The organism is Nocardia sp. NPDC049149, from assembly GCF_043197455.1.
Classification (GTDB): Bacteria; Actinomycetota; Actinomycetes; order Mycobacteriales; family Mycobacteriaceae; genus Nocardia.
Genome location: NZ_JBICTD010000002.1, coordinates 828,809 through 851,899, shown reverse-complemented (window position 1 = coordinate 851,899; position 23,091 = coordinate 828,809). Strand labels below are relative to the sequence as shown.

The following is a 23,091-nucleotide window of genomic DNA, read 5'->3' as shown; positions in this document are numbered from 1 at the left end:
TCACAATTTCCGCAGTCGCAGCCTATTGATGCTGTGGTCGGCGTCCTTGCGTAACACGAGGGTGGCGCGTGGCCTGGTCGGCAGAATATTCTCCACCAGATTCGGGCGGTTGGTGTTGTTCCAGATCTCCTGCGCCGTGACGGTCGCCTGCTCGTCGGTGAATCCGGCGTAGTGATGGAAATGCGCGTTCGGGTTCGCGAACGCGGTCTTGCGCAGCGCGAGAAACCGTTGCACATACCACTTCTCGATGTCCTCGATGCGGGCATCGACGTAGATCGAGAAGTCGAACAGGTCGGAGACCATCAGCCGTGGCCCGGTCTGCAGCACGTTCAGGCCCTCGACGATGAGAATGTCGGGCTGGCGCACACAGTGGAACTTGTCCGGCACGATGTTGTAGGAGATGTGCGAGTACACCGGCGCACACACCTCGGGCGCACCGGATTTCACCTCGGTGACGAAGCGAAGCAGCTTGCGGCGGTCGTAGCTCTCCGGGAATCCCTTGCGATGCATGATGCCGCGCCTGGTGAGTTCCGCGGTGGGATAGAGGAATCCGTCGGTGGTGACCAAGTCGACGCGCGGGTGGTGATCCCAGCGCGACAGCAGCGCCTGCAGCACACGCGCGGTGGTCGACTTCCCGACCGCGACGCTGCCTGCGACGCCGATCACGAAGGGCACCTGCTGATCGGGGTGCGTCTCGCCGAGGAAGGTTGCGGTCGCGGCGAACAGTCGTTGCCGCGCGGCCACCTGCAGATGGATGAGGCGAGCGAGCGGCAGATAGACCTCGGCGACTTCTTCGAGATCAATCTGTTCGCCGAGGCCGCGCAGGCCGATCAGTTCTTCCTCGGTGAGCACGAGGGGAGTCGACTTACGCAGTGTGCGCCACTGTTTCCGGTCGAATTCCACATACGGGCTCGGCTCGCTCATTCGTGCCACTTACCCGACGCTCCAGTTCGGCAAACACGCACCCATACCGTCTAGCTTTCGCCGCATGACCGAATTCTGCTCTGCGTCAACATCGTGAGAAAAGCGGGGTACCTCTACCGGGTGGTAACCGGATGGATGATGCCGCATTCCGGCAGGTATTCGAGGTCGATAGGCGGCGTCGGCGCCGCACCCGGCCGCCGGTCGCATGCGGCTAATGTCGATCGGATGGAAGCGCATCCACTCGTGACGGAGTACCTGCGGCTCGGCCTGGCATTCGACCGGCTCGAGGACGGGTTCGTCGACGCGTTCACCGGAGATCCGGCGCTGCGCCGCGCGGTCGCCGACGCACCGGCGCCCGAACCGCGGCAGCTGGCCCGCAAGGCCGCCGCACTGCGCGACGAACTGCCCGAGGCAGGCCTCGGCGCGGAGCGCACCGAATTCCTGGATGTGCATCTGCGGGCGCTGGAGTGCTCCGGTCGCAAGTTCGCGGGCGACGACATCGGTTTCGTCGATGAGGTGCGTGCCTACTTCGACGTGGACATCGCCCCCGGCGACGTCGAGGACTACCGGGACGCGCATCGGCAGATGGACGAGGTGCTGGCGGGCGACGGTCCGCTGGTCGATCGGGTGGCCGCGCACCGCAAGGCCGACGAGATTCCGCGGGAGCGCCTGTCCGCCTGTGTCGAAGCGTTCTCCGGTGCGCTGCGTGAACTGGTGCGCGACCGTTATCCGCTGCCCGATCACGAGCACGTCATCTACGAGGTGGTCGGCGACAAGCCGTGGTCCGGCTTCAACTACTACCTCGGCAATTTCCACTCGCGGGTCGCGATCAACGCCGACCTCAAACAGCACATGGCGCACCTGCCGCACCTGATCGCGCACGAGTCCTACCCCGGTCACCACACCGAGCACTGCCGTAAGGAGGCCGGGCTGGTCGCGGCCGGGCAGGCCGAGCAGACGCTGTTCGTGGTGAACACCCCGCAGTGTCTGATGGCGGAGGGCCTCGCCGACCTGGCGCTGCGGTCGATCGTCGGGCCTGGCTGGGGCAGGTGGGCGCAGGAGATCTACGCCGATCTCGGACTGCGCTTCGACGGCGAACGGGCGGAACGACTTTCGAACGCTTCGGCGAAGCTGCTCGGCGTGCGTCAGGACGCGGCGCTGCTGCTGCACGATCGGCGGCGCAGTACGGACGAGGTCGCCGAGTTCCTGCAGACCTGGGGCCTGACCACCCTGGAACGGGCGCGGCAGTCGCTGCGTTTTCTGTCCTCGCCGCTGTGGCGGGCCTATATCTCGACGTATGTGGAGGGGTACCGCCTGCTCGGCGGCTGGCTGGACCAGGCGGTGGATGCCGACGAGCGGACCGACCGCTTCCGGCGGCTGCTCGACGAACCACTCACCCCTGGGGCGATTCGACGCGGCTGATGCCTGGCGGCCGTGCGCCACCAGGCATCAGCCGGCTGTTCGATCCTGCTTGTTAGGCGGTGGGGCAGTTCTGGCCTGCCGAGATGGAACACATGGACTGCAGCAGCGCCTTGAGCAAGGTTTCGATCGGGCTGGCTGCGACAGGGGAGAGCAGGAACATTGTTACCTCTGGGTAGTGAGTCGGGAGAGTCTTGATCAGACTAACCGGTCACTTTGCCCGACCTTGTCGTCCGTGGGGGTGCCCCTAGTTTTAGGGGCATGACCCGTGCCGTGCTGTGGCGCAATCGGTTTCAGGCGTCGGCGAAGGTGATGCGTACCGAGATCGGGTCGCTCTCGAGCGCCTTCATCGTCCATTCCGCGGCCGATTCGGGGACCCGGCCCTTGGCGAAGCTGCGGGCGCGCGCGACCACGTCGTCGTCGGGGACGAACGCGGCTGTTCCCGTGTACCAGCGCTTTCCTTGGCGCAGCCGGACGTTCGGGTCGGCGGCGATGTTGCGCGCCCAGCCGGAGCGGCGGCCGTGCTGGGAGATCACCCATGCGCCGTCCTCGTCGAACGAGGCGGTGACCGGAACCCGGCGTGGTTGGCCGGATTTGGCGCCGATGGTCTCCAGTTCCGAGATGAAGGCGGAGCGAATGCCGATCCGATCCAGCAATGCGACGGCGGGATTGGCGAAGTAACGGCCGATGAAACGCTCACGCCGGAACTTGCGAACCGCAGCTTCGGTACTGCGTGCACTCATAGCGAATACTCCTTTGGTTCAGCGGTTTCCCCGGAGGATGACGCAGGTGGTGGTGCCGTGCGCGACCAGCCGGCCCTGTTCGTCGACGACGCGGCCCTCGGCCGTCGCGGTGGTGCGGCCGACGTGGATGGTGGTGCCGGTGGCGGTGAGCCGCTGGCCGTCGGTCGGCACGGCGCGGATGTAGTTGACCTTCAGCTCCAGGGTCGTGTACCCGACGCCCGCGTCCAGCGTGGTGTGCACCGCGCACCCCATCACCGAATCGAGCAGCGTCGCGCAGATGCCGCCGTGTGTGGTGCCGAGCGGGTTGGCGAAGTCGGGGCGGGTCCGGACCGCGAAGACCACCCTGCCGTGTTCGAGCTCGTCCACCTCCATGCCGAGCATGTCGCCGATGAACGGTGGACGATCCGTCCTGGTCATCCCGATCCGCAACAGTTCGAGGCCCGACAACTGGGCGAGATCGATGGTGGCTTCCGACATGAAATCCGTCCTTTCGATGAACCGATCGGTCCACATCTGTCATGATTGGAGCATGAACCGATTGGTTCACGCAACCACGTGTGAGGAGGACGCCGCGTGAACGTCGAACGCGTCGCGTCGCGGGATGCGCGCCGGACGGCGGTGCTCGGATGAGCGCCGGTCCACGCACCCGCTTGATCGAGAGCGCCATCGAACTGGTCCGCGAGCAGGGCGTGCACGCGGCGGGCCTTGCCGCACTCCTCGAACGGGGCAAGGCCTCGCGCAACTCGCTGTACCAGCACTTTCCGGCCGGAAAGAGCGAACTGGTCGAGACCGCGACCAGGATCGCGGGCACCAGGCTCAGCGCGGTGATCGACAAGATCATTGCCACCAAGCAGCCCGGCTACTGGCTCGACGCGATGACCGGCTGGTGGGTCACGGCCCTGGAAACCAGTGCGTTTCGCACCGGATGCCCCATCGTCGGTGCGGCCCTTGCCGAATCGGAGCCGGGAGTCCAGGCCGCGGCGGGCGAGGTGTTCACCGAATGGCACGACAAGCTCGGCACGGGACTGGTCGCGGCAGGCGTGCCCGCCGAGGAGGCCGGCTCGCTCGCGAGCTTCGTTTTCAGCGCACTGGAGGGCGCCATCGTGCAGTCGCGCGCGATGAAATCGACGCAGCCGCTCGACGATGCGCAGAAGCAGTTGACCGTGCTGTTGGCGCGCTACCTGCCGCCGGAGCCGAAGGCGTGACACGTTGTGGCGGGCCGACACGGTGGCGTCGATCAGGCGATGGCGACTACGAGACGTGGGATGAACCCCGTGCCGGACACCACACCGGCGGCCCATAGACTGATGCGGTGACGCAGACGACGGCCTCTGTCAATACTCAGTCTCTCGGTGAGCTCGATCCGGAGCTGGCTGCCGCGATGGCGGGCGAGCTCGCCCGCGAACGCGACACCCTCGAGATGATCGCCTCCGAGAACTTCGTGCCACGCGCGGTGCTGCAGGCACAGGGCAGCGTGCTGACCAACAAGTACGCCGAGGGCTATCCCGGCCGTCGCTACTACGGCGGCTGCGAGCACGTCGACGTCGTCGAGACGCTCGCCCGTGACCGCGCCAAGGAGCTGTTCGGCGCCGAATTCGCCAACGTGCAGCCGCATTCCGGCGCCCAGGCCAACGCCGCGGTGCTGATGGCGCTGATGAACCCCGGCGACAAGCTGCTCGGCCTCGACCTCGCGCACGGCGGTCACCTGACCCACGGCATGCGGCTGAACTTCTCCGGCAAGCTGTACGAGACGCACTTCTACGGCGTGAGCAAAGAAGACCACCGCATCGACATGGACGAGGTGCGCAAGATCGCGCTCGAGACCCGTCCGAAGGTGATCGTCGCAGGCTGGTCGGCCTACCCGCGGCAGCAGGACTTCGCCGCGTTCCGCGCGATCGCCGACGAGGTGGACGCCTACCTCTGGGTGGACATGGCGCACTTCGCCGGCCTGGTCGCCGCAGGCCTGCACCCCTCGCCGGTCCCGCACGCGCACGTGGTCTCCTCCACCGTGCACAAGACGCTCGGCGGACCGCGCTCCGGCCTGATCCTGGCCAAGCAGGACTTCGCCAAGAAGCTCAACAGCGCGGTGTTCCCCGGCCAGCAGGGCGGACCGCTCATGCATGCGATCGCCGCCAAGGCCGTCGCCTTCAAGATCGCGGCGGGCGGTGAGTTCAAGGACCGCCAGGAGCGCACCCTGTCCGGCGCGAAGATCCTCGCGGAGCGGTTGACCGCCGCCGACGTCACCGGCAAGGGCGTCAGCGTGCTCACCGGCGGCACCGACGTGCACCTGGTGCTCGTCGACCTGCGCAACTCCGAGCTCGACGGCCAGCAGGGCGAGGATCTGCTGCACGAGATCGGAATCACGGTGAACCGCAACGCGGTTCCGTTCGACCCGCGTCCCCCGATGGTCACCTCGGGCCTGCGCATCGGCACCGCCGCGCTGGCCACCCGTGGCTTCGGCGATGCCGAATTCACCGAGGTCGCCGACGTCATCGCGACCGCGCTGGCAGGCACCTCCGACGTGGAAACGCTGCGGGGCCGGGTCACCAAGCTGGCGCAGAGCGTTCCGCTGTACGAGGGTCTGGAGGACTGGCGCCTGCTCGGCTAGTCGCAGGCGGCCACGCGAATTCGTTGCCGGGCTCGTCCATCACGGTCTAGGTGACCTGGTGGGCGAGCCCGAGTCATATGCGGAGTCGATCGTCGCGCCATTTGGTTTGCTAGCCTGTCGCTCAATGCGGGCTGTATAGCCCCGCTGACGTTCTCGATACCCGGTATCGGCACGCTGATCGGCGAAGGTATCGAGCGAACGCTCAGGTCATGACCGATTCAGCGGGAGGCAACCTGTGGTCGATAGGCGCATAGGTCGAATGGTCGGCGCGGTCACGATATTTGCCGCAGCAGTGCTGAATGCGACCGCGCCGGCCACCGCCGAGGTAGCGGGAACCTATGTGTCCATTGGTGAGTCGAGCGCGGCGGGACCCTTCTTCGGCAGGCAGCTCGACCCGCTCGGCTGTTTCCGCTCCGACCGCAACTACGCACACCTGACCGCCGAGGCGCTCGGTCTGACGCTGCGGGACGCGAGCTGCTCCGGTGCGGCGATCAACGATATGTATGTGGCCCAGTCGCTCCTGTTCGACGCCGCGAACATTCCGCAGCTCGACGCGGTGACCGAGGACGCGACGATCGTCTCGGTGGACATCGGCATCAACGACTATGTCGCGGGCGGCTGGTCCGCGTCGGCGCTTGCGCCGAAACTCGATGCGCTGCTCGACGATATCCGGGCACGCGCGCCGCACGCGACGGTCTTCGTGATGGGCAAGTTCCAGCGACTGCGCGCAGGCGGCTGCTTTCCGAGGGTGCCGTTGCCGCCGGACCTGGCCGAGCAGTACTACCAAGGCATCCAAGCCCTGAATGCCTTGCTGGCGGAGCGGGCTGCCGTCCACGACGCGATCTTCGTCGACGTCTATCCGGCGAGCATCGGCCACGACGCCTGTGCACCGGAGGATATTCGCTGGGTCGAAGGAGTCCTTCCGGAATCGCCCGCACAGCCGATGCACACCAACGAAGTTGGGCACTATCAGGAGGCGCTCCTACTCATCGACGCGATCCGTGCGCATGCCTGATCGCGCCGAGTCCCGGCCGCGCCCTTAGGCAATTGCGCGGGCGCACCTGATCCCGGACCGCGTCCGCGAGATCAGTTGGTGGGCAATGCGATGCCCATGGCGGCGGCAAGCGCTGCGAACGTCGCCCGCTCGCCGATGGCTCCCGACCGCCCAGTCATCGCGGCCATGGGCGTGTCTCACTGCGCGACCGGGCGATCGGCGTCGAAGGTGCCCAGCGATTCACCCGGCGTCGAGCCTGGCCCGTGCCCGCTGCACCGCGTCGTCGAGGTAGCGGCCGATATCGGTGCTGGTGCCTGGCCGGATCATCAAGGCGCGGTTGGCGGGGACCTCGTGGTAGCGGCCGTCGGCGGTGTCGATCCAGCGCAGTCGGCCGGTGCGCAGTGGTTCGGCGTTGCGCGGGCCGAGTAGGACCGCTGCGGTGCCGCGGGCGGTGCAGGACTGGCGCCAGAAGCGGCGGTAGCGCTCCTTGACCTCGCTGGACGGGGCGTTGCCGAACGGGTCGGGGCGTTCGTCGTTGAGGTCGTCGAGCAGGAAACTCTTTTCGCCGGTGGTGCCTGCGGACACGTCCGGCAGCAGTCGCACCAGTTCGGCGACGAGTTGGTCGGCACGGCAGCGGCGCAGCTGCACCCGGCCGCCGTCGGGGGCGGGCGTCTGCTGCGCGACGATGCCGGTGCCGCCGCGGGTGGCGCAGCCGATGGCCCGCATCTCGGTGCCGTCGCGGGCGTTGTCGGTGCCGAAAAGTTCGATGCGCCAATCAGGTCTGGCCAGCACCGTGATGGCGCGGGCCAGCGGCTGCCGTTCCGCGCGGGCCAACTCGTCGCGGAATTCCTGTTGGTAGGCCTGATATTCGCGCAGGCCGGGGAAGCGACTGAGAAAGCGGAACGGAAATGGCAGCCGATCGAGGCCGGTGCCGAACCACGCGGCGGCGAACTGTTCGGCCGACAGCGACCACTGCGCCATCAGTCGACCCCGAGTACCGGTGGCACCGTTGGCTTCACCTCACCGATCAGTTCCTTCGCGTGCTCCTCGGTGCGCAGGTATCGCGGCGACTTGTGTTCGTCGTCGTCCTCGCGCTGGCTGCCTCGACCCGGCGGGAACATGCCAGAGTAGCCTGCCGCGCCGGGGGCACCCGTGCGGACAGGAGCAGCGGCGGCGGGCTGAGCGCTCGTCGACCCGGGGGTGGTGCTCGGTGGTGCGGGGCGCGAAGTGCCAGGGCCCGGTTCGGGTTTGGCGTTCGCGACGGCGTCTTGGCGCCCGCTCGGACCGGGCGCACCCGTACTCGTGCTGCTCGGCGACCCGTTCGCGGCGGCGGGGACGAGGGTCGGCGGTGTCGGCGACGGCGCGGTGCTCGGCAGGGCAGTCGGGAAGGCACTGGCCGGAATGGTCGAGGTCGTTGTCGGTGAGGTGGTCGTGGTGGAGGCGGGAGTGGTTGCCGCAGGCGTGGTGCTCGTGCCGTTGGTAACCGATTGTGGCGTAACCTCTTCCGACTTCTTCTCCGGCTCGCCGGTGCCGGTGCCGGCCTTTTCGGTCTGCTCGCCGGTGGTCGAGGTGTCGGAATCCGTAGTGCCCGAGCCTGTTTCGGTACCCGGCTGGCCGGTGCCGGTCTTCGAGCCGCTGTCGGTGCTCTTACCCGGCACAGTGCCGGTGTCCAGACCGGTGTCGCCGCCGGGGGCAGGCACCGAAGCGGGACTGATCGGCGGCGGCAACGTCGGAATCACCGGGGCGGTGGCGCCATACGGCTGGATGTACTGGGTGGTCATCTCGTCGCGTGCCTGCTCTTCGCCGGTGTTCCGCAGTTCCGGCCCGCGCGGGTTGGTCGAGGTGTCGACCACCTCGGGCACCGACGCCTTGAACTTCGAGGCCGCGCTCGCCGCGAGCGACAGTGGCGTGCTCTGCGCGTCCAGCGTCTCGCCGAACTCGCCGACCCGCGTCGCATAGTCTCGGATGCCACGCACCGCACTGTCGGCCGCCGCACCCTCCCAATGCTGTTCGACCGCCTTCTTGATGGCGGACTCGAATTGATGACCCGCGTCGGTGACCGCTGACGCGATCTTCGACCAGGAATCGAACGCGCTGGAGAGCCCGTCCGGGTTCATCGAGTCGGCCGCCTGCTTGATCTCGGCGTGCGTAAAGCTTTGCGCGTTCTCGGGATTGGTGATCGCGCGGCCATCGGTTTGTCTCATGATCGCTCCCCGGTGGGGTTGTTCAGCTGCCTGCGGGCAGCAGTGGTGCGACTGATTGGGCAATTTCGGTAGCGATATCGCAGGGCGCCAGCTTGCGTGGGTGTTTGCCGCTCGGGTCGTCGACCACGATGTAGAGCGAGCCGCCCTTCATCTCGACATTGACCGTGCAGCCGCCGGGGACATCCGGCCTTGCCTCATAGCGCAATGCTTTTCGGCCTGCGACCGAGGCGTCCGCAGCCGAGGGGAACTTCTCGCGCACCTGATCGAGGGTCCCATTGGTGGTTTCGATGGTGAAGCCGTACCCGGACTTGGCGACGTAGCGGCATCCCTTCCAGCTGATCCCGCTCGCAGCGTTCTGCTTGGGCGAGGGCGGGAGCCCGTCCCACTGATGCTCGGTCAAGAAAGTGGGCGTCAGGGCGGTGCACGGGTCGAACGCGGTCTGCGCGTTCGCGCTGGTCTGCGTGCCGGGGGCGGTGGACAGGGTGGGCGAGGTCGGCGTGCCGGACGCGCGCTCGCCAGTGCACGCGGTCAGCAGTAGTAGTCCTGCCGCGGTTGCCGCGAAACCGATTCGCGGAGTGATCTTTCCGCCGAGTCCGAGCGTCATACGCGGAGCTCCCGCATCTTGGCGGCAAAGGCGGCGTCGGTGCGCTGGTAGGTGTCACAGATAGTCTGGAACAGTGTCCGGATCTCCTCGGCGACCGCGATGTAGTCGTCCAGTGTGGCGTAGGCATTGTTTGGTCCACCGAAGGCCTTCTCGCGGAACAGTTGTACGAGTTCGACCGCCGAGGAAAGACGGGCGTTGTCCTCGCCGAGTCCCCAGTGCGCCTTCTCGGCGAGTTCACGAGCGTCGGTTCGGGCACCGGTGAGCTGATTGATCAACTCCTGGCACGCTTTATCGATATCCACGAACCCTTGCGGGTCCATCCGCACCTGTAGCGCCCCGGTCTTCGCTGCTTCGATGTACCCGGGAAACGGGCTGTCCACCATCACCGTCCCCTTCCGTGAGTGCCCTCTGACCATATAGACGCGCCCCGCTCCGCGTCGGTTCCATCGAAACACAGCCTATTTTCCGGTGTCGGTGATTCGCCGCATCGACGGCGCGAACCGGTCGGTTTCGAACGAGCGTGTCTCGGCCGAAACCGTCGTGCCGCCAACGGTTTCAGTGCTCTTCGCGAGCGCCGACCAGGGTCGGGTAATCCTGCAGATCGATGTCGTTGGTCACCTTGTCGATGTACTTGAACATCAGCGTGAACAGCCGGGAATTCAGGAACCAGTTGCGCACCTTGATGCCACGCGCGGTCCGCGGCGCGAGGAACTTGCCCGCGTTGCTGTTGTCCGCGACCTTGGCGTGGTCCTTCATGATCTCGTTGTACCGCGCGAACGCCACCGCGTAATCGCCGTCGGCAAGCGCGAGTTCGCCTGCGAGGACATACGCGCCGACCACGGCGAGCCCGGTGCCGAAGCCGCCGAGGGTGTTTCCCCACGCCGAGTCGCCGATCAGCGCGACGCGGCCCTTGGTGTAGGCGCCCTTCAGCCGGACCTGGCTGAGGGAGTCGAGGTAGAAGTCGTCGAAGTCGGCCATCTCGTCGAGCATCCGTGGCACCTCCCAGTTCGTGTCGGCGAATACCCGCTCGACGATGCGCTTTTGCGCGTCGGTGTCGTCGCGGGAGTAGTCGAGCTGGGGGGAGGCGAACACGTAGAACTGCTGGGCTTTCGGGCCGCCGCTGACGGCCATTTTGCCTGGCGCGCTGTGGCCGTAGGCGATCACGCGTTCGTGCGGTCCGGTCGTCTCCGTGTTCCACGGGCTCGCCCCCGCGACGCAGTAGTAGTAGCCGAGGAATTTGACGAGGTCCGTTTCGGGCCCGAAGGTGAGTTTGCGTACCCGGGAATGGATGCCGTCGGCGCCGAAGACCAGGTCGAAGGTGCGGGCCTGGCCGTGCTCGAACTCGACGTACACCCCGTCGGAGAGTTCGGTGAGCGCGCTGATGGAGTCGCCGAACAGGTATTCGCAGCGGTCGACGGTGCGCTCGTACATGATCGCGGCCAGGTCGCCACGCAGGATCTCCACGTCACCGCCGGTGAAGTCGCCGGACATGACGGCAAGCTGCTTGCCGTTGTCGTCGACGTAGATGGTGTCGGTGGTGCCGGTGCGCCGCTCGTTGACGTCGTCGAGGATGCCCATCCGCTCGAGCACGGTGAATTGGGTGTGGCCCTTGAAGTCGATGGCCTGGCCGCCTTGCCGCAGCGCGGGGGCCCGCTCGATCACGGTGACGTCGAAGCCGTAGCGGTCGAGCCAGTAGGCGAGGGCGGGACCCGCGACGCTGGCGCCGGAGATGAGAACGGACTGGTTACGCATGCTGACTCCTGAGATCTGATCTGTGTCCATCGGATTCTGTTTCCGTTGGACACAGATCAGCGTATGGTAGACACAGTTTCGAGTCAAGCCATTCGTCGAGAGGATCTGGTGATGCCGACGCCGACCACCGTCCAGCTGCTGTGGGGTACTCAGCCGCGACCCAAGCGCGGGCCGAAGCCCGCCCTCTCGTTGGCCGGAATCGTGGCCGAGGCGATCGCCATCGCCGACGCCGAAGGGCTGACGAACCTGTCCATGCAGCGGCTGGCCGAGCGTCTCGGTTTCACCAAGATGTCGCTGTATCGGTATGTGCCAGGCAAGGAACAGCTGACCGCGCTGATGCTCGATGCCGCGATGGGCACGCCGCCGGATACCGCGGCGGTGCAACAGAATTCGAGCGAAGAACGCTGGCGGAGCGGGTTGCGGCTATGGGCCGAAACGATTTTCGCGCAGTACATGGCGCATCCATGGGCCATCGAGCTCACGACGGGCAGGCGTCCCTTCGGCCCCAACGAGCTCGGCTGGACCGAGAGCGCGCTGATTGCCCTCGCCGACACCGGCCTCACCGGCTCGGAACGACTCGACACCATCGTGTTGCTCAACGGCCACGCGCGCAGCCTCGCGCAGCAGCTGCACTCCCTCGGTGGCGAGCAGCCTGCGCTCGAGTTCGCCGAGCAGTTCACCGAGATGATGACCGCGGCGGGGGAGGGTTTTCCCGCTGTGCGTGCCGCCTTTGCCGAGGAGGCTGCGGCCGCGCAGGCTCCGCCGTCATCGGGCGGTCCGAACGACGCGCTGAACTTCGGCATCGACCGTGTGCTGGACGGGCTCGGCGTCCTGATCGCCCGTCGGACGTCGGCGAGCGGGCGGTCATAGCTGCCTGCCGGCGCGGGACGGAGCGTGCTGCGTCGGCCTGCCTGCGCGCGATATTCACGAGTTCGGACCTGCCGGACGGTGTGCCCGAGGGCCTATCGTCGGAACATGACCCAGGAACTCGAGCTACAGCAAGACGCGATCACGACGGTGCGGGAGTTTCTCACCGCGCTTCAGCTCGACGCTGCCAAGGAGGCCGTCGAGTTGCTCCATCCGGACATCGTCTGGAAGAACACCTCGCTGCCGGATGTGCGTGGCATCCGCCGAGTCGGTGGCGTGCTGCGCGGATTGGAGCGGGACTGGGCCGGTTTCGGGGTCGAGATCCACCACATCGCCGCCAGCGGCGACATCGTGCTCACCGACCGCACCGACATCCTGCGGTTCGGTCCGGTCAGCATCGCGTTCTGGGTGACCGGCACCTTCGAACTGCGCGACGGCCGAATCATCCTGTGGCACGACCACTTCAGCTGGGAGAACTTCCTGCGCGGCACAGTCGTCGGCGTCGTGCGCGCCGCACTGCCGCGCCGCTGAAGCTCAGTCGCGAATATCCTGCTGGGCGAGCAGCTTTCGCCACCGCTCGACCGAGTCGATCATGTCCCTGCCGACGAATTCGAGGAACTGGCTGGTGTTGCGCGCACGGGCGCCCGCCGGTGTGTCGACGCCGAGCATCTCGGCTCCGCGCGTGGCGATCTCAGCGAGGTCGTAGACCTGCTGCGCGCTCGTCAATGTCGCACGGACCCAAGCGTGTTCGTCGACGATGTAGTGCTCACGGCGACTGTTGGCCTGCCGTTCCCGGCGGATCAGTCCCTGGGTTTCGAGCTGGTTGACGGCGGTCGAGACGGTCGCCGCGCTCACCTGTAACCGCTGCACGAGGTCGGCGGCGGTGCGGCTGCCACTGTCGGCGAGGTACAACTCGGCGAGCACCGCGCCCGAGCTGCGCGGAAGCCCGGTCCGGACAAGCAGTTTGATGAACTGCTCGCTGAATTCGCGCACCGCCGCATCGTCCGCCTCGGCCGGTCGCGGCGCCTGCACGGGCGTCCGGCGTCTGCGCGCTCGCTGCGCGGTCGCCAAGTGGGCGCGCTCGGGCCGGTAGCGGTTCGGGCCGCCGTTGCGGCTCACTTCCCGGCTGACCGTCGACGTCGGCCGCGCCATCCGCCGGGCAATCTCGGCATAGCCGAGACCTTCGCGCAGGCCATCGGCGATCTGCCTGCGATCCTCTTTGGTCAGCCTGCCGCCGGGCATGCGCGCCTCCCTTTGTCCTCTCCGCTGCGAGGTCCAGTATTGCGCTCAGCGGCATCTCATTGCAACGACACGATTCGGCACCTTGCATTCATGCGCAGCGTCATTGCAATTCAAATCTATTATCTAGCAGCATATTTGGTAGGAAACCTGGCGAGATTCGTTGAAGCTTCAGTGAACGCAACGTAGCGTTTTGCGTGAACTAAAAATTCACGTTCACCAAGGAGATCGCCATGAACGAGTCTCTGTCCGAGGCTGTCGAACTGCCGACCACCCGCCCCTCCGGATGTCCCTTCGACCCACCGACGGAACTGTCCGCTTTGCGCGAGCGCCGACCATTGGTCCGGATGCGCTTTCCCGACGGCCACGACGGCTGGCTCGCCACCGGTCACGCGACGGTGCGCGCGGTGCTCGCCGATCCCCGTTTCAGCGTGCGCTACGAGCTGCAGCACTACCCGCTGGCGGATACCGGCGCGATGCCGCAGGCGATGCCGGGGGACATGCTCGGATTCGATGCCCCCGAGCACACCCGCTACCGCAAGCTGCTGGTCGGCAAGTTCACGGTCCGGCGGATGCAGCAGCTCACCGCGCACGTCGAGGAGATCACGGCGGCGCACCTGGACGCGATGGCGCGCGACGGTGGTCCGGTCGACCTGGTCCAGGCTTTCGCGTATCCGATCCCGGCATTGGTGGTCTGTGAACTGCTCGGCGTCCCGTACGTGGATCGCGACAATTTTCAGCGGTTCGCGTCGTCCGCCAACGATCTGAACGTCTCTATGGACGAGCGGATGGCGGCCTTTGCCGCAGTGGCGGAGTACATGCGGGGGCTGGTCGTTGCCAAGCGCGCGGCGCCGACGGACGACGTGCTCAGTGACCTCGTCGCCAGTGATCTGGACGAGGGCGAACTCACGGGCCTCGGCACCCTGCTGCTCGGCGCGGGCCTGGACACCACGGCGAACATGCTCGCGCTTGGCACATACGCGTTGTTGCGCAACCCCGAGCAGTGGGCGGCCCTGTGCGACCGGCCCGATCTCGCCGACCTGACGGTCGAGGAGCTGATGCGCTACCTGAGCATCGCGCACACCACCACCCGGACGGCGATCGCCGACGTCGAGCTCGACGGCCAGCTGATCAAGGCGGGCGAGTCGGTCGCGTTGTCCATCCAGGCGGCCAATCGGGATCCGGTCAGATTCGACGAACCGGACACCCTCGATGTCCGCCGCACCGCGGTCGGCCAGCTCGGCTTCGGCTACGGCGTCCACCAGTGCCTCGGCCAGCAGCTGGCCCGGGTCGAGATGCGAGTTGCCTTCCCCGCGTTGGCGACTCGCTTCCCGACGCTACGCCTTGCCATCCCGGACGACGAGGTCGCGTTGCGGCACGACTCCGACATCTATGGCGTGCACGCACTTCCGGTCACCTGGTAGGAGGGGAGCCGATGGATATCACCATCGACAGGGGCCGCTGCGTCGGCGCCGGGATGTGCGTGCTGCTCGTTGCCTCGGTGTTCGATCAGGATGCCGAGGACGGCAAGGTGACCTTGCTCGACCCCGCGCCGCGGCCCGATGCGCGCGCCGCGGTGCTGGAGGCCGCGCAGGTCTGCCCGTCCGGCGCGATCACCGTTGCCGCGGACCAGAACTCGTAGGCGCGGCTCAGCCCCGTTCGATCAGGTACTCCAGATAGAACGGCCGCAACACCTCGGCGACCTCGCCGTCGCCCGCATGGAAGTAGTCGTCGATCAGCGGAAGCACGTACTTGATGTCGGCTTCGCTCTCGCCGAGGTTGCCCGCGGCGGCCTCGGCGGCCGGGATCGAGCTGAGCAGTCGCCACAGGAACTTCACGTCCCCGTGCCGCACCGCCAGCTTCACCGCACGATCGTGCAGTTCCTTCGACGACAGCTTCTCGAGGTCTTCGTTTCCGGCCATAGCAGCGACTCTAGTTGGCGGTGCCGCTACACAGCTATGACCTGGCCACTAGGGGATCAGCGAGTGAGGTTTACGACAAATTCACGGACACGCCTACCTGTGCGGGAGCGGGGAACCGTAGTTCGGCGGTAGCGTCGGAGGTGCGGGCCGCGGCGGTGTGGCTCGTACGGGAGGTCCTGAACCGTGACTGAGCTAATCAGTTCGAGAGGGCCGGCACCCGGCCCTCGTGGCATCTGACGGCAACGTCAGGTCCCATCAGGACGGACCGGTCCAGCGAGATCGTTCGTGCGGGTGCCGCGCGGACACAAAGGAGCCCACCGTGACTGCTGCACGCTCCGTTCCCGCTCCCTCGGCGCAATCCCGTTCCGCGAAAGGCGGAACCGCCGCGAAGGGGGCCCGCCCCTCGCATTCCCTCGCCAATACCTTCGTCATCGATACGTCGGTCCTTTTGTCCGATCCCTGGGCTTTCACCCGGTTCGGCGAGCACGACGTCGTCCTACCGCTGGTCGTCATCAGCGAACTCGAAGGTAAACGGCATCACCATGAATTGGGCTGGTTCGCGCGGGAAGCCCTGCGCAACCTGGACGATCTTCGCCTGCAGTTCGGCAGGCTGGATCAGCAGGTGCCGATCGGCACCGAGGGCGGAACGCTGCAGGTGGAACTGAACCACACCGATCCCGCGGTCCTTCCGGTCGGATTCCGCACCGACACCAATGATTCCCGAATCCTGGCGTGTGCACTCAACCTGGCGGCCGAGGGCCGCGAGGTGGTGCTCGTGTCCAAGGACATTCCGCTACGGGTCAAAGCGAGTGCGGTGGGCTTGCAAGCCGACGAGTATCACGCACAGGACGTCGTCACCTCCGGCTGGTCCGGCATGGTCGAACTCGACGTCAGCTCGGCGCAGATCGACCAGCTCTACTCGGAGTCCGTGCTCGATCTGGACGACGCCCGAGAACTGCCGTGCCACACCGGAATTCGGTTGCTCGGCAGTAGTTCCAGCGCACTCGGCCGGATCACCCCGGACAAGCGGGTGCAGCTGGTGCGCGAACGCGAGGCGTTCGGCCTGCACGGCCGTTCCGCCGAGCAGCGCATCGCGTTGGACCTGTTGCTCGACGAGAGCATCGGCATCGTCTCGCTCGGCGGCCGGGCAGGCACCGGCAAATCCGCGCTCGCGTTGACCGCGGGCCTGGAAGCGGTGCTGGAACGGCGAACTCAGCGCAAGGTCGTGGTCTTCCGTCCGCTCTACGCGGTCGGCGGCCAGGAACTCGGCTATCTGCCGGGCAGCGAGAGCGAGAAGATGGGCCCCTGGGCCCAGGCGGTCTTCGACACGCTCGACGGGCTGGCCAGCCGCGAGGTGATGGAGGAGGTGCTCAGCCGCGACATGTTGGAGGTGCTGCCGCTCACCCACATTCGCGGTCGCTCGCTGCACGATTCGTTCGTGATCGTCGACGAGGCCCAGTCACTGGAGCGCAATGTGCTGCTCACGGTGCTGAGCCGACTCGGGACCGGATCGCGGGTCGTGCTCACCCACGACGTGGCCCAGCGCGACAACCTGCGCGTCGGCAGGCACGACGGCGTGGCGGCGGTGATCGAAAAGCTCAAGGGTCACCCGCTGTTCGCGCACATCACGCTGACCCGTAGCGAGCGTTCGCCGATCGCGGCGCTCGTCACCGAGATGCTGGAGGAGTACGGGCCGAGCGCGTAACCATCCACAACGGGGATGGCAGCCGGCGAAGCCGGCGGGGCGGGTCAGCTCCGAGTGGTGTGTTTCACCTCACAGTGGCCGGGTAATATCCCCGCGATAGCTGTTCGGTATGACCCGGCGTGTCACTTGTTGATTCGCCGGGTCATTGCTGAACATCGGCCTAGGCTGCCAGCGGCGTCACCGAGTCGGCGACGTCCTCGGTAGCCACTTTCGAGAGGATGGAAATGCACCACTTCGCTCGACGAACGGCTGGATACACTGCCCTGCTCGCCGCCGCTGGACTGATCGTCGCCGGCTGCAGCAAGGACGACAACAAGAACGACAACAACGCCGCGGCGGTGACAACCTCCGCCGCAGGCATGCAGCACGGCGAGGAGCACGCCTCCGGTGCCGCGGAAGAGACCAAGATCGCCACGCAGGCCGGTGACCTGACCGTCTCCGGCGCGATCTTCGACAAGTACGTGCAGAACGGCGGTCCGACCGGCGCGCTCGGCGCCCCGCTGGAGGCCCAGGAGTCCGGCCCGAACGACGGCAAGTACCAGGACTTCGTCGGCGGCACCGTGTACAAGGCCAAGGACGGCGAGGCGCACATCGTCTGGGGCGAGATCCGCAAGGCTTGGGAAGACAACGGCGGCGCCATGGGCAAGCTCGGCTACCCGACCAGCGACGAGAAGGACATCGCGGGCGGCAAGGCGAGCGACTTCTCCGGTGGCACCATCACCTGGGTCGACGGCAAGACCACCGTCACCATGAAGTAGGTAGCCGGTTCGGTGTCCGGGGCCGCTGTGGTCATTCACCCAGCCGGTTTCGTCGGCTGCCCTCCCGCTGCCGCGGTCTCGGACGCCTGTTCAGTCTCATTCAACGACTGCCCGGATCTCGGGCTCACCCGCTAGGTTGGCTAGGTGCAAACTCTTTTGACCGATCGTGAGCTGCTCGAATCGCTCGCATTCGATGTGGAAGCCGTCCTGCGTCGTCACATCGACGCCGCCGACGGGTGGCAGCCGCACGACTACGTGCCGTGGGACGACGGCCATAACTTCGCATTCCTCGGTGGCATTGATTGGGAGCCGGAACAATCCGAGCTCAGCGACGTCGCCAAACTTGCGTTGACCATCAGCGTGCTGATCGCGGACAACCTGCCCGCGTACCACCGCGAACTCGGCAAGTACCTACGCACCGGCGCCTGGTGGCGCTGGGTCGGCCGGTGGACCGCCGAGGAAAACCGGCACGAGATCATGATCCGCAACTACCTCATGACGACCAGGTCGGTGGACCCGGTCGAGCTGGAGCGGATGCGGATGGCACACATGACCACCGGTTTCCGCCGGCCAGGTATGCACCTGCTCGACGTGCTGGCCACCTGCGCGTTCGAAGAGACCGCCGCCGCGATCCGGCACCGTAACACCGCGGCGCTCGGGGAGAATCCGATGGTCACCGCGATCGCCGAGCGGATCGCTCGTGACGACGAGATGCAGGCTGTGGTCTTCGCCGACCTCGTCGCCGCCGGTCTCGACCTCGCGCCGGATCAGGCGCTGCGCGCGATCGCCGACCGGGTCGCCGACTTCGCGGTGCCGTCGGTGACGCTGGCCGACGGCCGCAACAGTGACGACGTGCTCGCCGAGGCAGGGATCTACAACCGGGCCGACGAGGATGCGTTGGTGTTCAAGCCGCTGTTGCGGCGGTGGAACGTCTTCACGAGGACCGATCTCGGCGAGGTGGGCGAGAAGGCCCGCGCCGAACTCGCGCATCTGCGCGACTGAATTTCCGCCGGTCGGCGCAAGGATTTGTGGCGCCGACCGGATTACTTTCTTGATTCGCAAAAAAAGGATGAAACACGCGTCGCGTTGCCTGCGATTAGCTGTGTACATCCGCTTTCTGCGGAGGCAAGAAAGGAAAGAAACATGATCACAGCACTCGTTGGCGGCCTCGTCGCACTGTTCGGTCTCGGCGCGACTTCGTTCCTCGCCGCTCTCGGCATCTTCCTGTGATGTCCCGCGCGGGCAAATCTTCAACAGCTGATCTGCCCGCGCAGAGTCGTGTAAACGCCGCGTCGGAATACTCGTAAGAGGCTCCGACGTGGCGTTTCACCTTCTACCTAAGAGGGCTGCTACTTACCGTCTTTCACCTTCGCCATCGAAAGAACGTCCAAACGGCGGTCGAGTTCTGCCTCGGTGAGTTTCTCATCGAGCAGCCCACGATCGATAACCGTCTGGCGAATTGTCTTCTTGTTCTTCAATGCTTCCTTCGCGACCGCGGCGGCCTCCTCGTAACCGATTGCCGAATTCAGCGGAGTCACAATGGAAGGCGATGATTCGGCAAGAGTGCGCAAATGCTCTTCGTTGGCGACCAGCCCACGCACACACTTGTCGGCGAACAACCGGGAGACATTGGCGAGCAACCGAATCGACTCCAGCAGGTTGCGCGCCATCACCGGAATGTAGACATTCAGTTCGAAGGCGCCGTTCGCGCCGCCGAACGCGACAGTGGCGTCGTTGCCGATCACCTGCGCCGCCACCTGGGTAACCGCCTCTGGCAGTACCGGATTGACCTTGCCCGGCATGATCGAGCTGCCCGGCTGCAGATCGGGCAGCTGCAGTTCGCCGAGTCCGGTGAGCGGCCCCGACCCCATCCAGCGAATATCGTTCGCGATCTTGGTGAGACTCACCGCGATGGTGCGCACCGCACCGGACGCCTCGACCAGCCCATCGCGGGCGGCCTGCGCCTCGAAGTGATCCTGCGCCTCGCGCAGCGCGTCTATACCGGTCGAGCGGACCAGCTCCGCGACCACCTTGGCGCCGAAACCGTCCGGTGCGTTGAGGCCACTGCCGACCGCGGTGCCGCCGATGGGCAGCTCGCCGAGGCGCGGCAGGGTCGCCATCACTCGCTCGATGCTCGCGGCGATCTGCCTGGTGTAGCCGCCGAATTCCTGGCCGAGGGTGACCGGAACCGCGTCCATCAGATGGGTGCGGCCCGACTTCACCACGGTCCGCCACTGAGTTGCCTTGTCCAACAGCGCAAGTCGCAGATGTTCCAGCGCGGGAACGAGATCGGTGATGACCGCCTCGGTGGCGGCCAGGTGCACGGCGGTCGGGAAGGTGTCGTTGGACGACTGCGACATGTTGACGTCGTCGTTCGGATGCACGGTGACGCCGTTCGCCTTCGCGATCGAGGCGATCACCTCGTTGGCGTTCATGTTCGAGCTGGTGCCGGAGCCGGTTTGGAACACATCGATCGGGAACTGGTCGTCGTGTTTGCCGTCGGCGATCTCGGTGGCCGCGGCAATGATGGCGTCGGCCTTCGCGGGATCGAGCAGGCCGAGGTCCCGATTCACCGTGGCGCAGGCGGCCTTCAGCAGGCCGAGCGCCCGGATCTGCGCGCGCTCCAAGCCGCGTCCGCTGATCGGAAAGTTCTCAACGGCCCGCTGGGTTTGCGCCCGCCACAGGGCGTTGACCGGCACCCGGACCTCACCCATCGTGTCGTGCTCGATGCGGTACTGCGTCTCCTCCGTCATGTTTCCGACCATATGCCCGACTGGCCCCGAGTGGGGCTGCCACGCCTGAGGCGATTCGCACAGTGCGGGACTCGCCCCGGTGGGAATACGAAAGACGCGCGAGCCGGGTGGCTCACGCGTCTTTCGTGTCGTCGAACCCTCGTCGAGGGCGGCAGATCAGGGTAGTGGCGGCACCGCGTCCTCGTCGCCGATGAAGTCGACCGAGGAGTACTCGCGCAGCTTGGTCAGCCGGTGGTAGGCGTCGATCATCCGGACCGTGCCGGACTTCGAGCGCATGACGATCGACTGGGTAGACGCGCCGCCGCTGTAGTAGCGGACGCCGCGCAGCAGGTCGCCGTCGGTGACGCCGGTGGCGCAGAAGAAGACGTTGTCGCCCGCCACCAGGTCTTCGGTGGTGAGCACCCGGTCCAGATCGTGGCCCGCGTCGATCGCCTTCTGGCGCTCCTCGTCGTCCTTCGGGGTGAGCATGCCCTGCAGCGCGCCGCCCATACAGCGCATCGCGGCGGCGGCGATGATGCCCTCCGGGGTGCCGCCGATGCCGACCAGGATGTCGGTGCCGGAATCGGGGCGGGCCGCGGCGATCGCGCCTGCGACGTCACCGTCGGAGATCAGCCGGATGCGCGCGCCCGCGTCGCGGACCTCCTGGATCAGCTCGGCGTGCCGCGGCCGGTCCAGGATGCAGACGGTCAGGTCGGACTTCGACGAGTTCTTCGCCTTGGCGACCCTGCGGATGTTCTCGGCGATCGGGGCGGAGATATCGATCACGTCGGCGGCATCGGGACCGACCGCGATCTTGCTCATGTAGAACACCGCGGACGGATCGAACATGGCGCCGCGCTGCGCGACCGCGAGCACCGCGATGGCGCCGGGCGACCCCTTCGACATCAGTGTGGTGCCGTCGACCGGGTCGACCGCGAAGTCGACCTCGGGACCGGTGCCGTCACCGACCAATTCACCGTTGTAGAGCATCGGCGCGTGGTCCTTCTCACCCTCGCCGATGACGACGATGCCGCGCATGGACACGGAGTTCACCAGCTGCCGCATCGCGTCGACGGCGGCGCCGTCACCGCCCTCTTTGTCGCCGCGTCCGACCCACCGGCCTGCGGCCATCGCACCGGCCTCGGTGACGCGGACCAGCTCGAGTGCGAGGTTGCGGTCCGGTGCCTCGCGGCGGCTCGGTGTCGGGGTTGCCGTCATTGCGGGGTGCCTCCTGTGCGTCGATAGAACTCCAACGGCTCACGCATGGTCCCTGGCCGCGCGAACCGGTCCGGACGATTGTCTCACTCGAAGTGAGACGCCCGTACACCCTGCTCACGATCGGGGTGCGAGCGGGAGCACCGACCGCGCAAGTGGATACTGAGTGCGTGTCCCCGCAAAAGCCACGCATCCTGAACGACTATCGGGACCTGTTCTGGTCGCTGATCCCGCTGGTGTTGATCGCCGTGGTCTTCGCGGGCCTCGCGAGCCAATGTAGTTTCGCCGCAAACGGTCCGACGCAGGGGCAGATCCCGCACTTCGATGTGAAGGCGGCGCTCAACGCCGACGCGCGCACCCTCCCGTTCCCGATCAGGAACCCGGCCGTGCCCGCCGACTGGAAGCCGAATTCGGGCAGTCGTGAATCCATCAGCGGCACCGGCGGCGGACCGATCAGCACTGTCGGCTACATCACTACCCAGGGCACCTACATGCGGTTCAGCCAGAGCAATGCCACCGAGGAGGCGCTGGCCCGCTTCGTCCTCGGCGGCCCCCGCTACGGCAGCGGCACCGAACAGGTCGCAGGCCAGAAATGGGTCGTCTACGCCGAGCCGGGCGCCGAGTCCGCATGGGTCGCCGACTTCGGCCAGTCCCGCGCCCTCATCACCGGCGCAGGCAACAAAGAAGCCTTCACCACCCTGGCCCAAGCCATCACCACCACCCAACCCATCGCCAAGTAACGCTGCTGCCTCGTAGGGGCGCCGAATACTGCTTGCCGCTTGGGTTTTGGGCAGAACTGCGCGTTAGCGGTGGCTGACGACGTTGACGACGGCGCCGCTGGGGTCGCGGACGAAGAAGCGGCGGACGCCCCAGTCTTCGTCGCGGATCGGGTAGACGATGTCGGCGCCCGCCGCGGTCATGGCGGCGTGCACGGCATCCACATCGTCGACCTCGACGCTCATGGTCGGCTGTGGATCATGCGCATCCTGGGTGAAGAGCAAGACCTGGGCGGTGGGGTTGGACGGCGAAGCCATCGTGACAACCCAGCCGAGGTCCATGACCTCTTCGAAACCGAGCCGCCGGTAGAAGTCGCGGCTGCCTTGCATGTCAGGGGTGCGGATATCGGGGGTGGCGCGGCGGATCGTCACTTCTCGTCCTCTAAATCGGTGCGCGACAAGGCATCCTCGACGCGTTTCCTGGCGCCGGCCAGATGTTCCTCGCAGCGGTTGGCCAGCGCTTCGCCGCGTTCCCACAGCGCGAGCGACTCATCGAGGTCGAGGCCGCCCTGTTCGAGCATCTTCACGACATTGACCAGTTCGTCGCGGGCGCGCTCGTAGCCGAAGGTGGCGATCTCGGCCAGTTCGGTCTCGGCATCCTTGCCGGCTTCGGCCAAGGTCAGCTCCTC

General features: G+C 66.6%; 26 protein-coding genes. 12 read left to right on the top strand and 14 right to left on the bottom strand.

Annotation, left to right across the window (positions count from 1 at the left end; genetic code table 11):
- Positions 1–933 (bottom strand): type I pantothenate kinase, encoded by a 933-nt coding sequence (coaA, locus tag ACGFNJ_RS09695; protein ID WP_069164613.1) that lies wholly within the window; start codon positions 931–933, stop codon positions 1–3.
- A gap of 216 nt (positions 934–1,149) precedes the next feature.
- On the opposite strand from coaA, the gene ACGFNJ_RS09690 reads away from it, so the two are divergent.
- On the top strand, positions 1,150–2,346 hold the full coding sequence (locus ACGFNJ_RS09690) for a DUF885 domain-containing protein (RefSeq protein ID WP_393445410.1): 1,197 nt from the start codon (positions 1,150–1,152) through the stop codon (positions 2,344–2,346).
- A gap of 290 nt (positions 2,347–2,636) precedes the next feature.
- Here the strand turns inward: ACGFNJ_RS09690 and ACGFNJ_RS09685 are convergent, their stop codons facing one another.
- Both ACGFNJ_RS09685 and ACGFNJ_RS09680 read right to left on the bottom strand, forming a co-directional pair.
- On the bottom strand, positions 2,637–3,086 hold the full coding sequence (locus tag ACGFNJ_RS09685; protein WP_393445406.1) for a nitroreductase/quinone reductase family protein: 450 nt from the start codon (positions 3,084–3,086) through the stop codon (positions 2,637–2,639).
- An 18-nt stretch (positions 3,087–3,104) separates the two neighbouring features.
- Positions 3,105–3,563 carry a PaaI family thioesterase gene (locus ACGFNJ_RS09680; RefSeq protein WP_393445404.1) on the bottom strand — a complete coding sequence of 153 codons (459 nt, stop codon included), beginning with the start codon at positions 3,561–3,563 and terminating at the stop codon, positions 3,105–3,107.
- 149 nt (positions 3,564–3,712) lie between these two features.
- Here ACGFNJ_RS09680 and ACGFNJ_RS09675 point away from each other — a divergent pair, with 149 nt between their 5' ends.
- From ACGFNJ_RS09675 to ACGFNJ_RS09665, 3 genes are all read left to right on the top strand, one after another.
- Positions 3,713–4,291: a TetR/AcrR family transcriptional regulator gene (locus ACGFNJ_RS09675; protein WP_393445402.1), complete on the top strand. Its 579-nt coding sequence runs from the start codon at positions 3,713–3,715 to the stop codon at positions 4,289–4,291.
- A 107-nt stretch (positions 4,292–4,398) separates the two neighbouring features.
- Positions 4,399–5,694 (top strand): serine hydroxymethyltransferase, encoded by a 1,296-nt coding sequence (gene glyA, locus ACGFNJ_RS09670; protein ID WP_393445399.1) that lies wholly within the window; start codon positions 4,399–4,401, stop codon positions 5,692–5,694.
- A gap of 259 nt (positions 5,695–5,953) precedes the next feature.
- Positions 5,954–6,709, top strand: coding sequence for an SGNH/GDSL hydrolase family protein (locus tag ACGFNJ_RS09665; protein WP_393445397.1), 756 nt, complete (start codon positions 5,954–5,956; stop codon positions 6,707–6,709).
- A 219-nt stretch (positions 6,710–6,928) separates the two neighbouring features.
- On the opposite strand, the gene ACGFNJ_RS09660 is transcribed toward ACGFNJ_RS09665, so the two are convergent.
- The 5 genes from ACGFNJ_RS09660 to ACGFNJ_RS09640 form a co-directional block, all read right to left on the bottom strand.
- Entirely contained in the window at positions 6,929–7,669 is a 741-nt protein-coding gene (locus ACGFNJ_RS09660; protein WP_393445395.1) for an ESX secretion-associated protein EspG, read from the bottom strand.
- Positions 7,669–8,892 (bottom strand): hypothetical protein, encoded by a 1,224-nt coding sequence (locus tag ACGFNJ_RS09655; protein ID WP_393445393.1) that lies wholly within the window; start codon positions 8,890–8,892, stop codon positions 7,669–7,671. The genes ACGFNJ_RS09660 and ACGFNJ_RS09655 overlap by 1 nt, the downstream gene beginning before the upstream one ends.
- Before the next feature lie 22 nt (positions 8,893–8,914).
- Positions 8,915–9,496 (bottom strand): DUF3558 domain-containing protein, encoded by a 582-nt coding sequence (locus tag ACGFNJ_RS09650; protein ID WP_393445391.1) that lies wholly within the window; start codon positions 9,494–9,496, stop codon positions 8,915–8,917.
- Entirely contained in the window at positions 9,493–9,879 is a 387-nt protein-coding gene (locus ACGFNJ_RS09645; protein WP_393445389.1) for a hypothetical protein, read from the bottom strand. The genes ACGFNJ_RS09650 and ACGFNJ_RS09645 overlap by 4 nt, the downstream gene beginning before the upstream one ends.
- A 172-nt stretch (positions 9,880–10,051) precedes the next feature.
- Entirely contained in the window at positions 10,052–11,248 is a 1,197-nt protein-coding gene (locus ACGFNJ_RS09640; RefSeq protein ID WP_393445387.1) for an FAD-dependent monooxygenase, read from the bottom strand.
- A gap of 111 nt (positions 11,249–11,359) precedes the next feature.
- On the opposite strand from ACGFNJ_RS09640, the gene ACGFNJ_RS09635 reads away from it, so the two are divergent.
- Together ACGFNJ_RS09635 and ACGFNJ_RS09630 are read left to right on the top strand one after the other, a co-directional pair.
- On the top strand, positions 11,360–12,118 hold the full coding sequence (locus tag ACGFNJ_RS09635; protein WP_393445385.1) for a TetR/AcrR family transcriptional regulator: 759 nt from the start codon (positions 11,360–11,362) through the stop codon (positions 12,116–12,118).
- Between the two features lie 105 nt (positions 12,119–12,223).
- Positions 12,224–12,646 (top strand): limonene-1,2-epoxide hydrolase family protein, encoded by a 423-nt coding sequence (locus tag ACGFNJ_RS09630; protein WP_393445382.1) that lies wholly within the window; start codon positions 12,224–12,226, stop codon positions 12,644–12,646.
- Positions 12,647–12,649: 3 nt separating this feature from the next.
- Here the strand turns inward: ACGFNJ_RS09630 and ACGFNJ_RS09625 are convergent, their stop codons facing one another.
- Positions 12,650–13,357: a MarR family transcriptional regulator gene (locus ACGFNJ_RS09625; RefSeq protein ID WP_393445380.1), complete on the bottom strand. Its 708-nt coding sequence runs from the start codon at positions 13,355–13,357 to the stop codon at positions 12,650–12,652.
- A 230-nt stretch (positions 13,358–13,587) separates the two neighbouring features.
- Between ACGFNJ_RS09625 and ACGFNJ_RS09620 the strand changes: the two genes are divergently transcribed.
- A complete protein-coding gene (locus ACGFNJ_RS09620; RefSeq protein ID WP_393445377.1) occupies positions 13,588–14,778 on the top strand; it encodes a cytochrome P450 in 1,191 nt (396 codons plus the stop codon).
- 11 nt (positions 14,779–14,789) lie between these two features.
- Positions 14,790–14,996, top strand: a complete 207-nt coding sequence (locus tag ACGFNJ_RS09615; RefSeq protein ID WP_393445375.1) for a ferredoxin — start codon at positions 14,790–14,792, stop codon at positions 14,994–14,996.
- A gap of 7 nt (positions 14,997–15,003) precedes the next feature.
- Here ACGFNJ_RS09615 and ACGFNJ_RS09610 read toward each other — a convergent pair whose 3' ends face one another.
- Positions 15,004–15,276 carry a hypothetical protein gene (locus ACGFNJ_RS09610; RefSeq protein ID WP_393445373.1) on the bottom strand — a complete coding sequence of 91 codons (273 nt, stop codon included), beginning with the start codon at positions 15,274–15,276 and terminating at the stop codon, positions 15,004–15,006.
- A gap of 319 nt (positions 15,277–15,595) precedes the next feature.
- Between ACGFNJ_RS09610 and ACGFNJ_RS09605 the strand changes: the two genes are divergently transcribed.
- The 3 genes from ACGFNJ_RS09605 (at position 15,596) to ACGFNJ_RS09595 (ending at position 18,741) form a co-directional block, all read left to right on the top strand.
- A complete protein-coding gene (locus tag ACGFNJ_RS09605; protein WP_069164599.1) occupies positions 15,596–16,981 on the top strand; it encodes a PhoH family protein in 1,386 nt (461 codons plus the stop codon).
- Positions 16,982–17,205: 224 nt separating this feature from the next.
- Entirely contained in the window at positions 17,206–17,739 is a 534-nt protein-coding gene (locus ACGFNJ_RS09600; protein ID WP_393445370.1) for an LGFP repeat-containing protein, read from the top strand.
- A 144-nt stretch (positions 17,740–17,883) separates the two neighbouring features.
- On the top strand, positions 17,884–18,741 hold the full coding sequence (locus tag ACGFNJ_RS09595; protein ID WP_393445368.1) for an acyl-ACP desaturase: 858 nt from the start codon (positions 17,884–17,886) through the stop codon (positions 18,739–18,741).
- Positions 18,742–19,088: 347 nt separating this feature from the next.
- Here ACGFNJ_RS09595 and ACGFNJ_RS09590 read toward each other — a convergent pair whose 3' ends face one another.
- A complete protein-coding gene (locus ACGFNJ_RS09590; protein ID WP_393445365.1) occupies positions 19,089–20,492 on the bottom strand; it encodes a class II fumarate hydratase in 1,404 nt (467 codons plus the stop codon).
- Positions 20,493–20,648: 156 nt separating this feature from the next.
- Positions 20,649–21,689, bottom strand: a complete 1,041-nt coding sequence (gene glpX, locus ACGFNJ_RS09585; protein WP_393445363.1) for a class II fructose-bisphosphatase — start codon at positions 21,687–21,689, stop codon at positions 20,649–20,651.
- A gap of 167 nt (positions 21,690–21,856) precedes the next feature.
- On the opposite strand from glpX, the gene ACGFNJ_RS09580 reads away from it, so the two are divergent.
- Complete coding sequence (locus ACGFNJ_RS09580; RefSeq protein WP_393445361.1) at positions 21,857–22,426, top strand: DUF4245 domain-containing protein; 570 nt, start codon at positions 21,857–21,859, stop codon at positions 22,424–22,426.
- A gap of 63 nt (positions 22,427–22,489) precedes the next feature.
- Here ACGFNJ_RS09580 and ACGFNJ_RS09575 read toward each other — a convergent pair whose 3' ends face one another.
- Together ACGFNJ_RS09575 and ACGFNJ_RS09570 are read right to left on the bottom strand one after the other, a co-directional pair.
- Positions 22,490–22,834 (bottom strand): VOC family protein, encoded by a 345-nt coding sequence (locus tag ACGFNJ_RS09575; RefSeq protein WP_069164595.1) that lies wholly within the window; start codon positions 22,832–22,834, stop codon positions 22,490–22,492.
- Positions 22,831–23,079, bottom strand: coding sequence for an exodeoxyribonuclease VII small subunit (locus ACGFNJ_RS09570; protein ID WP_069164594.1), 249 nt, complete (start codon positions 23,077–23,079; stop codon positions 22,831–22,833). Before ACGFNJ_RS09570 ends, ACGFNJ_RS09575 begins: the two co-directional genes overlap by 4 nt.
- Positions 23,080–23,091: the final 12 nt, after the last annotated feature.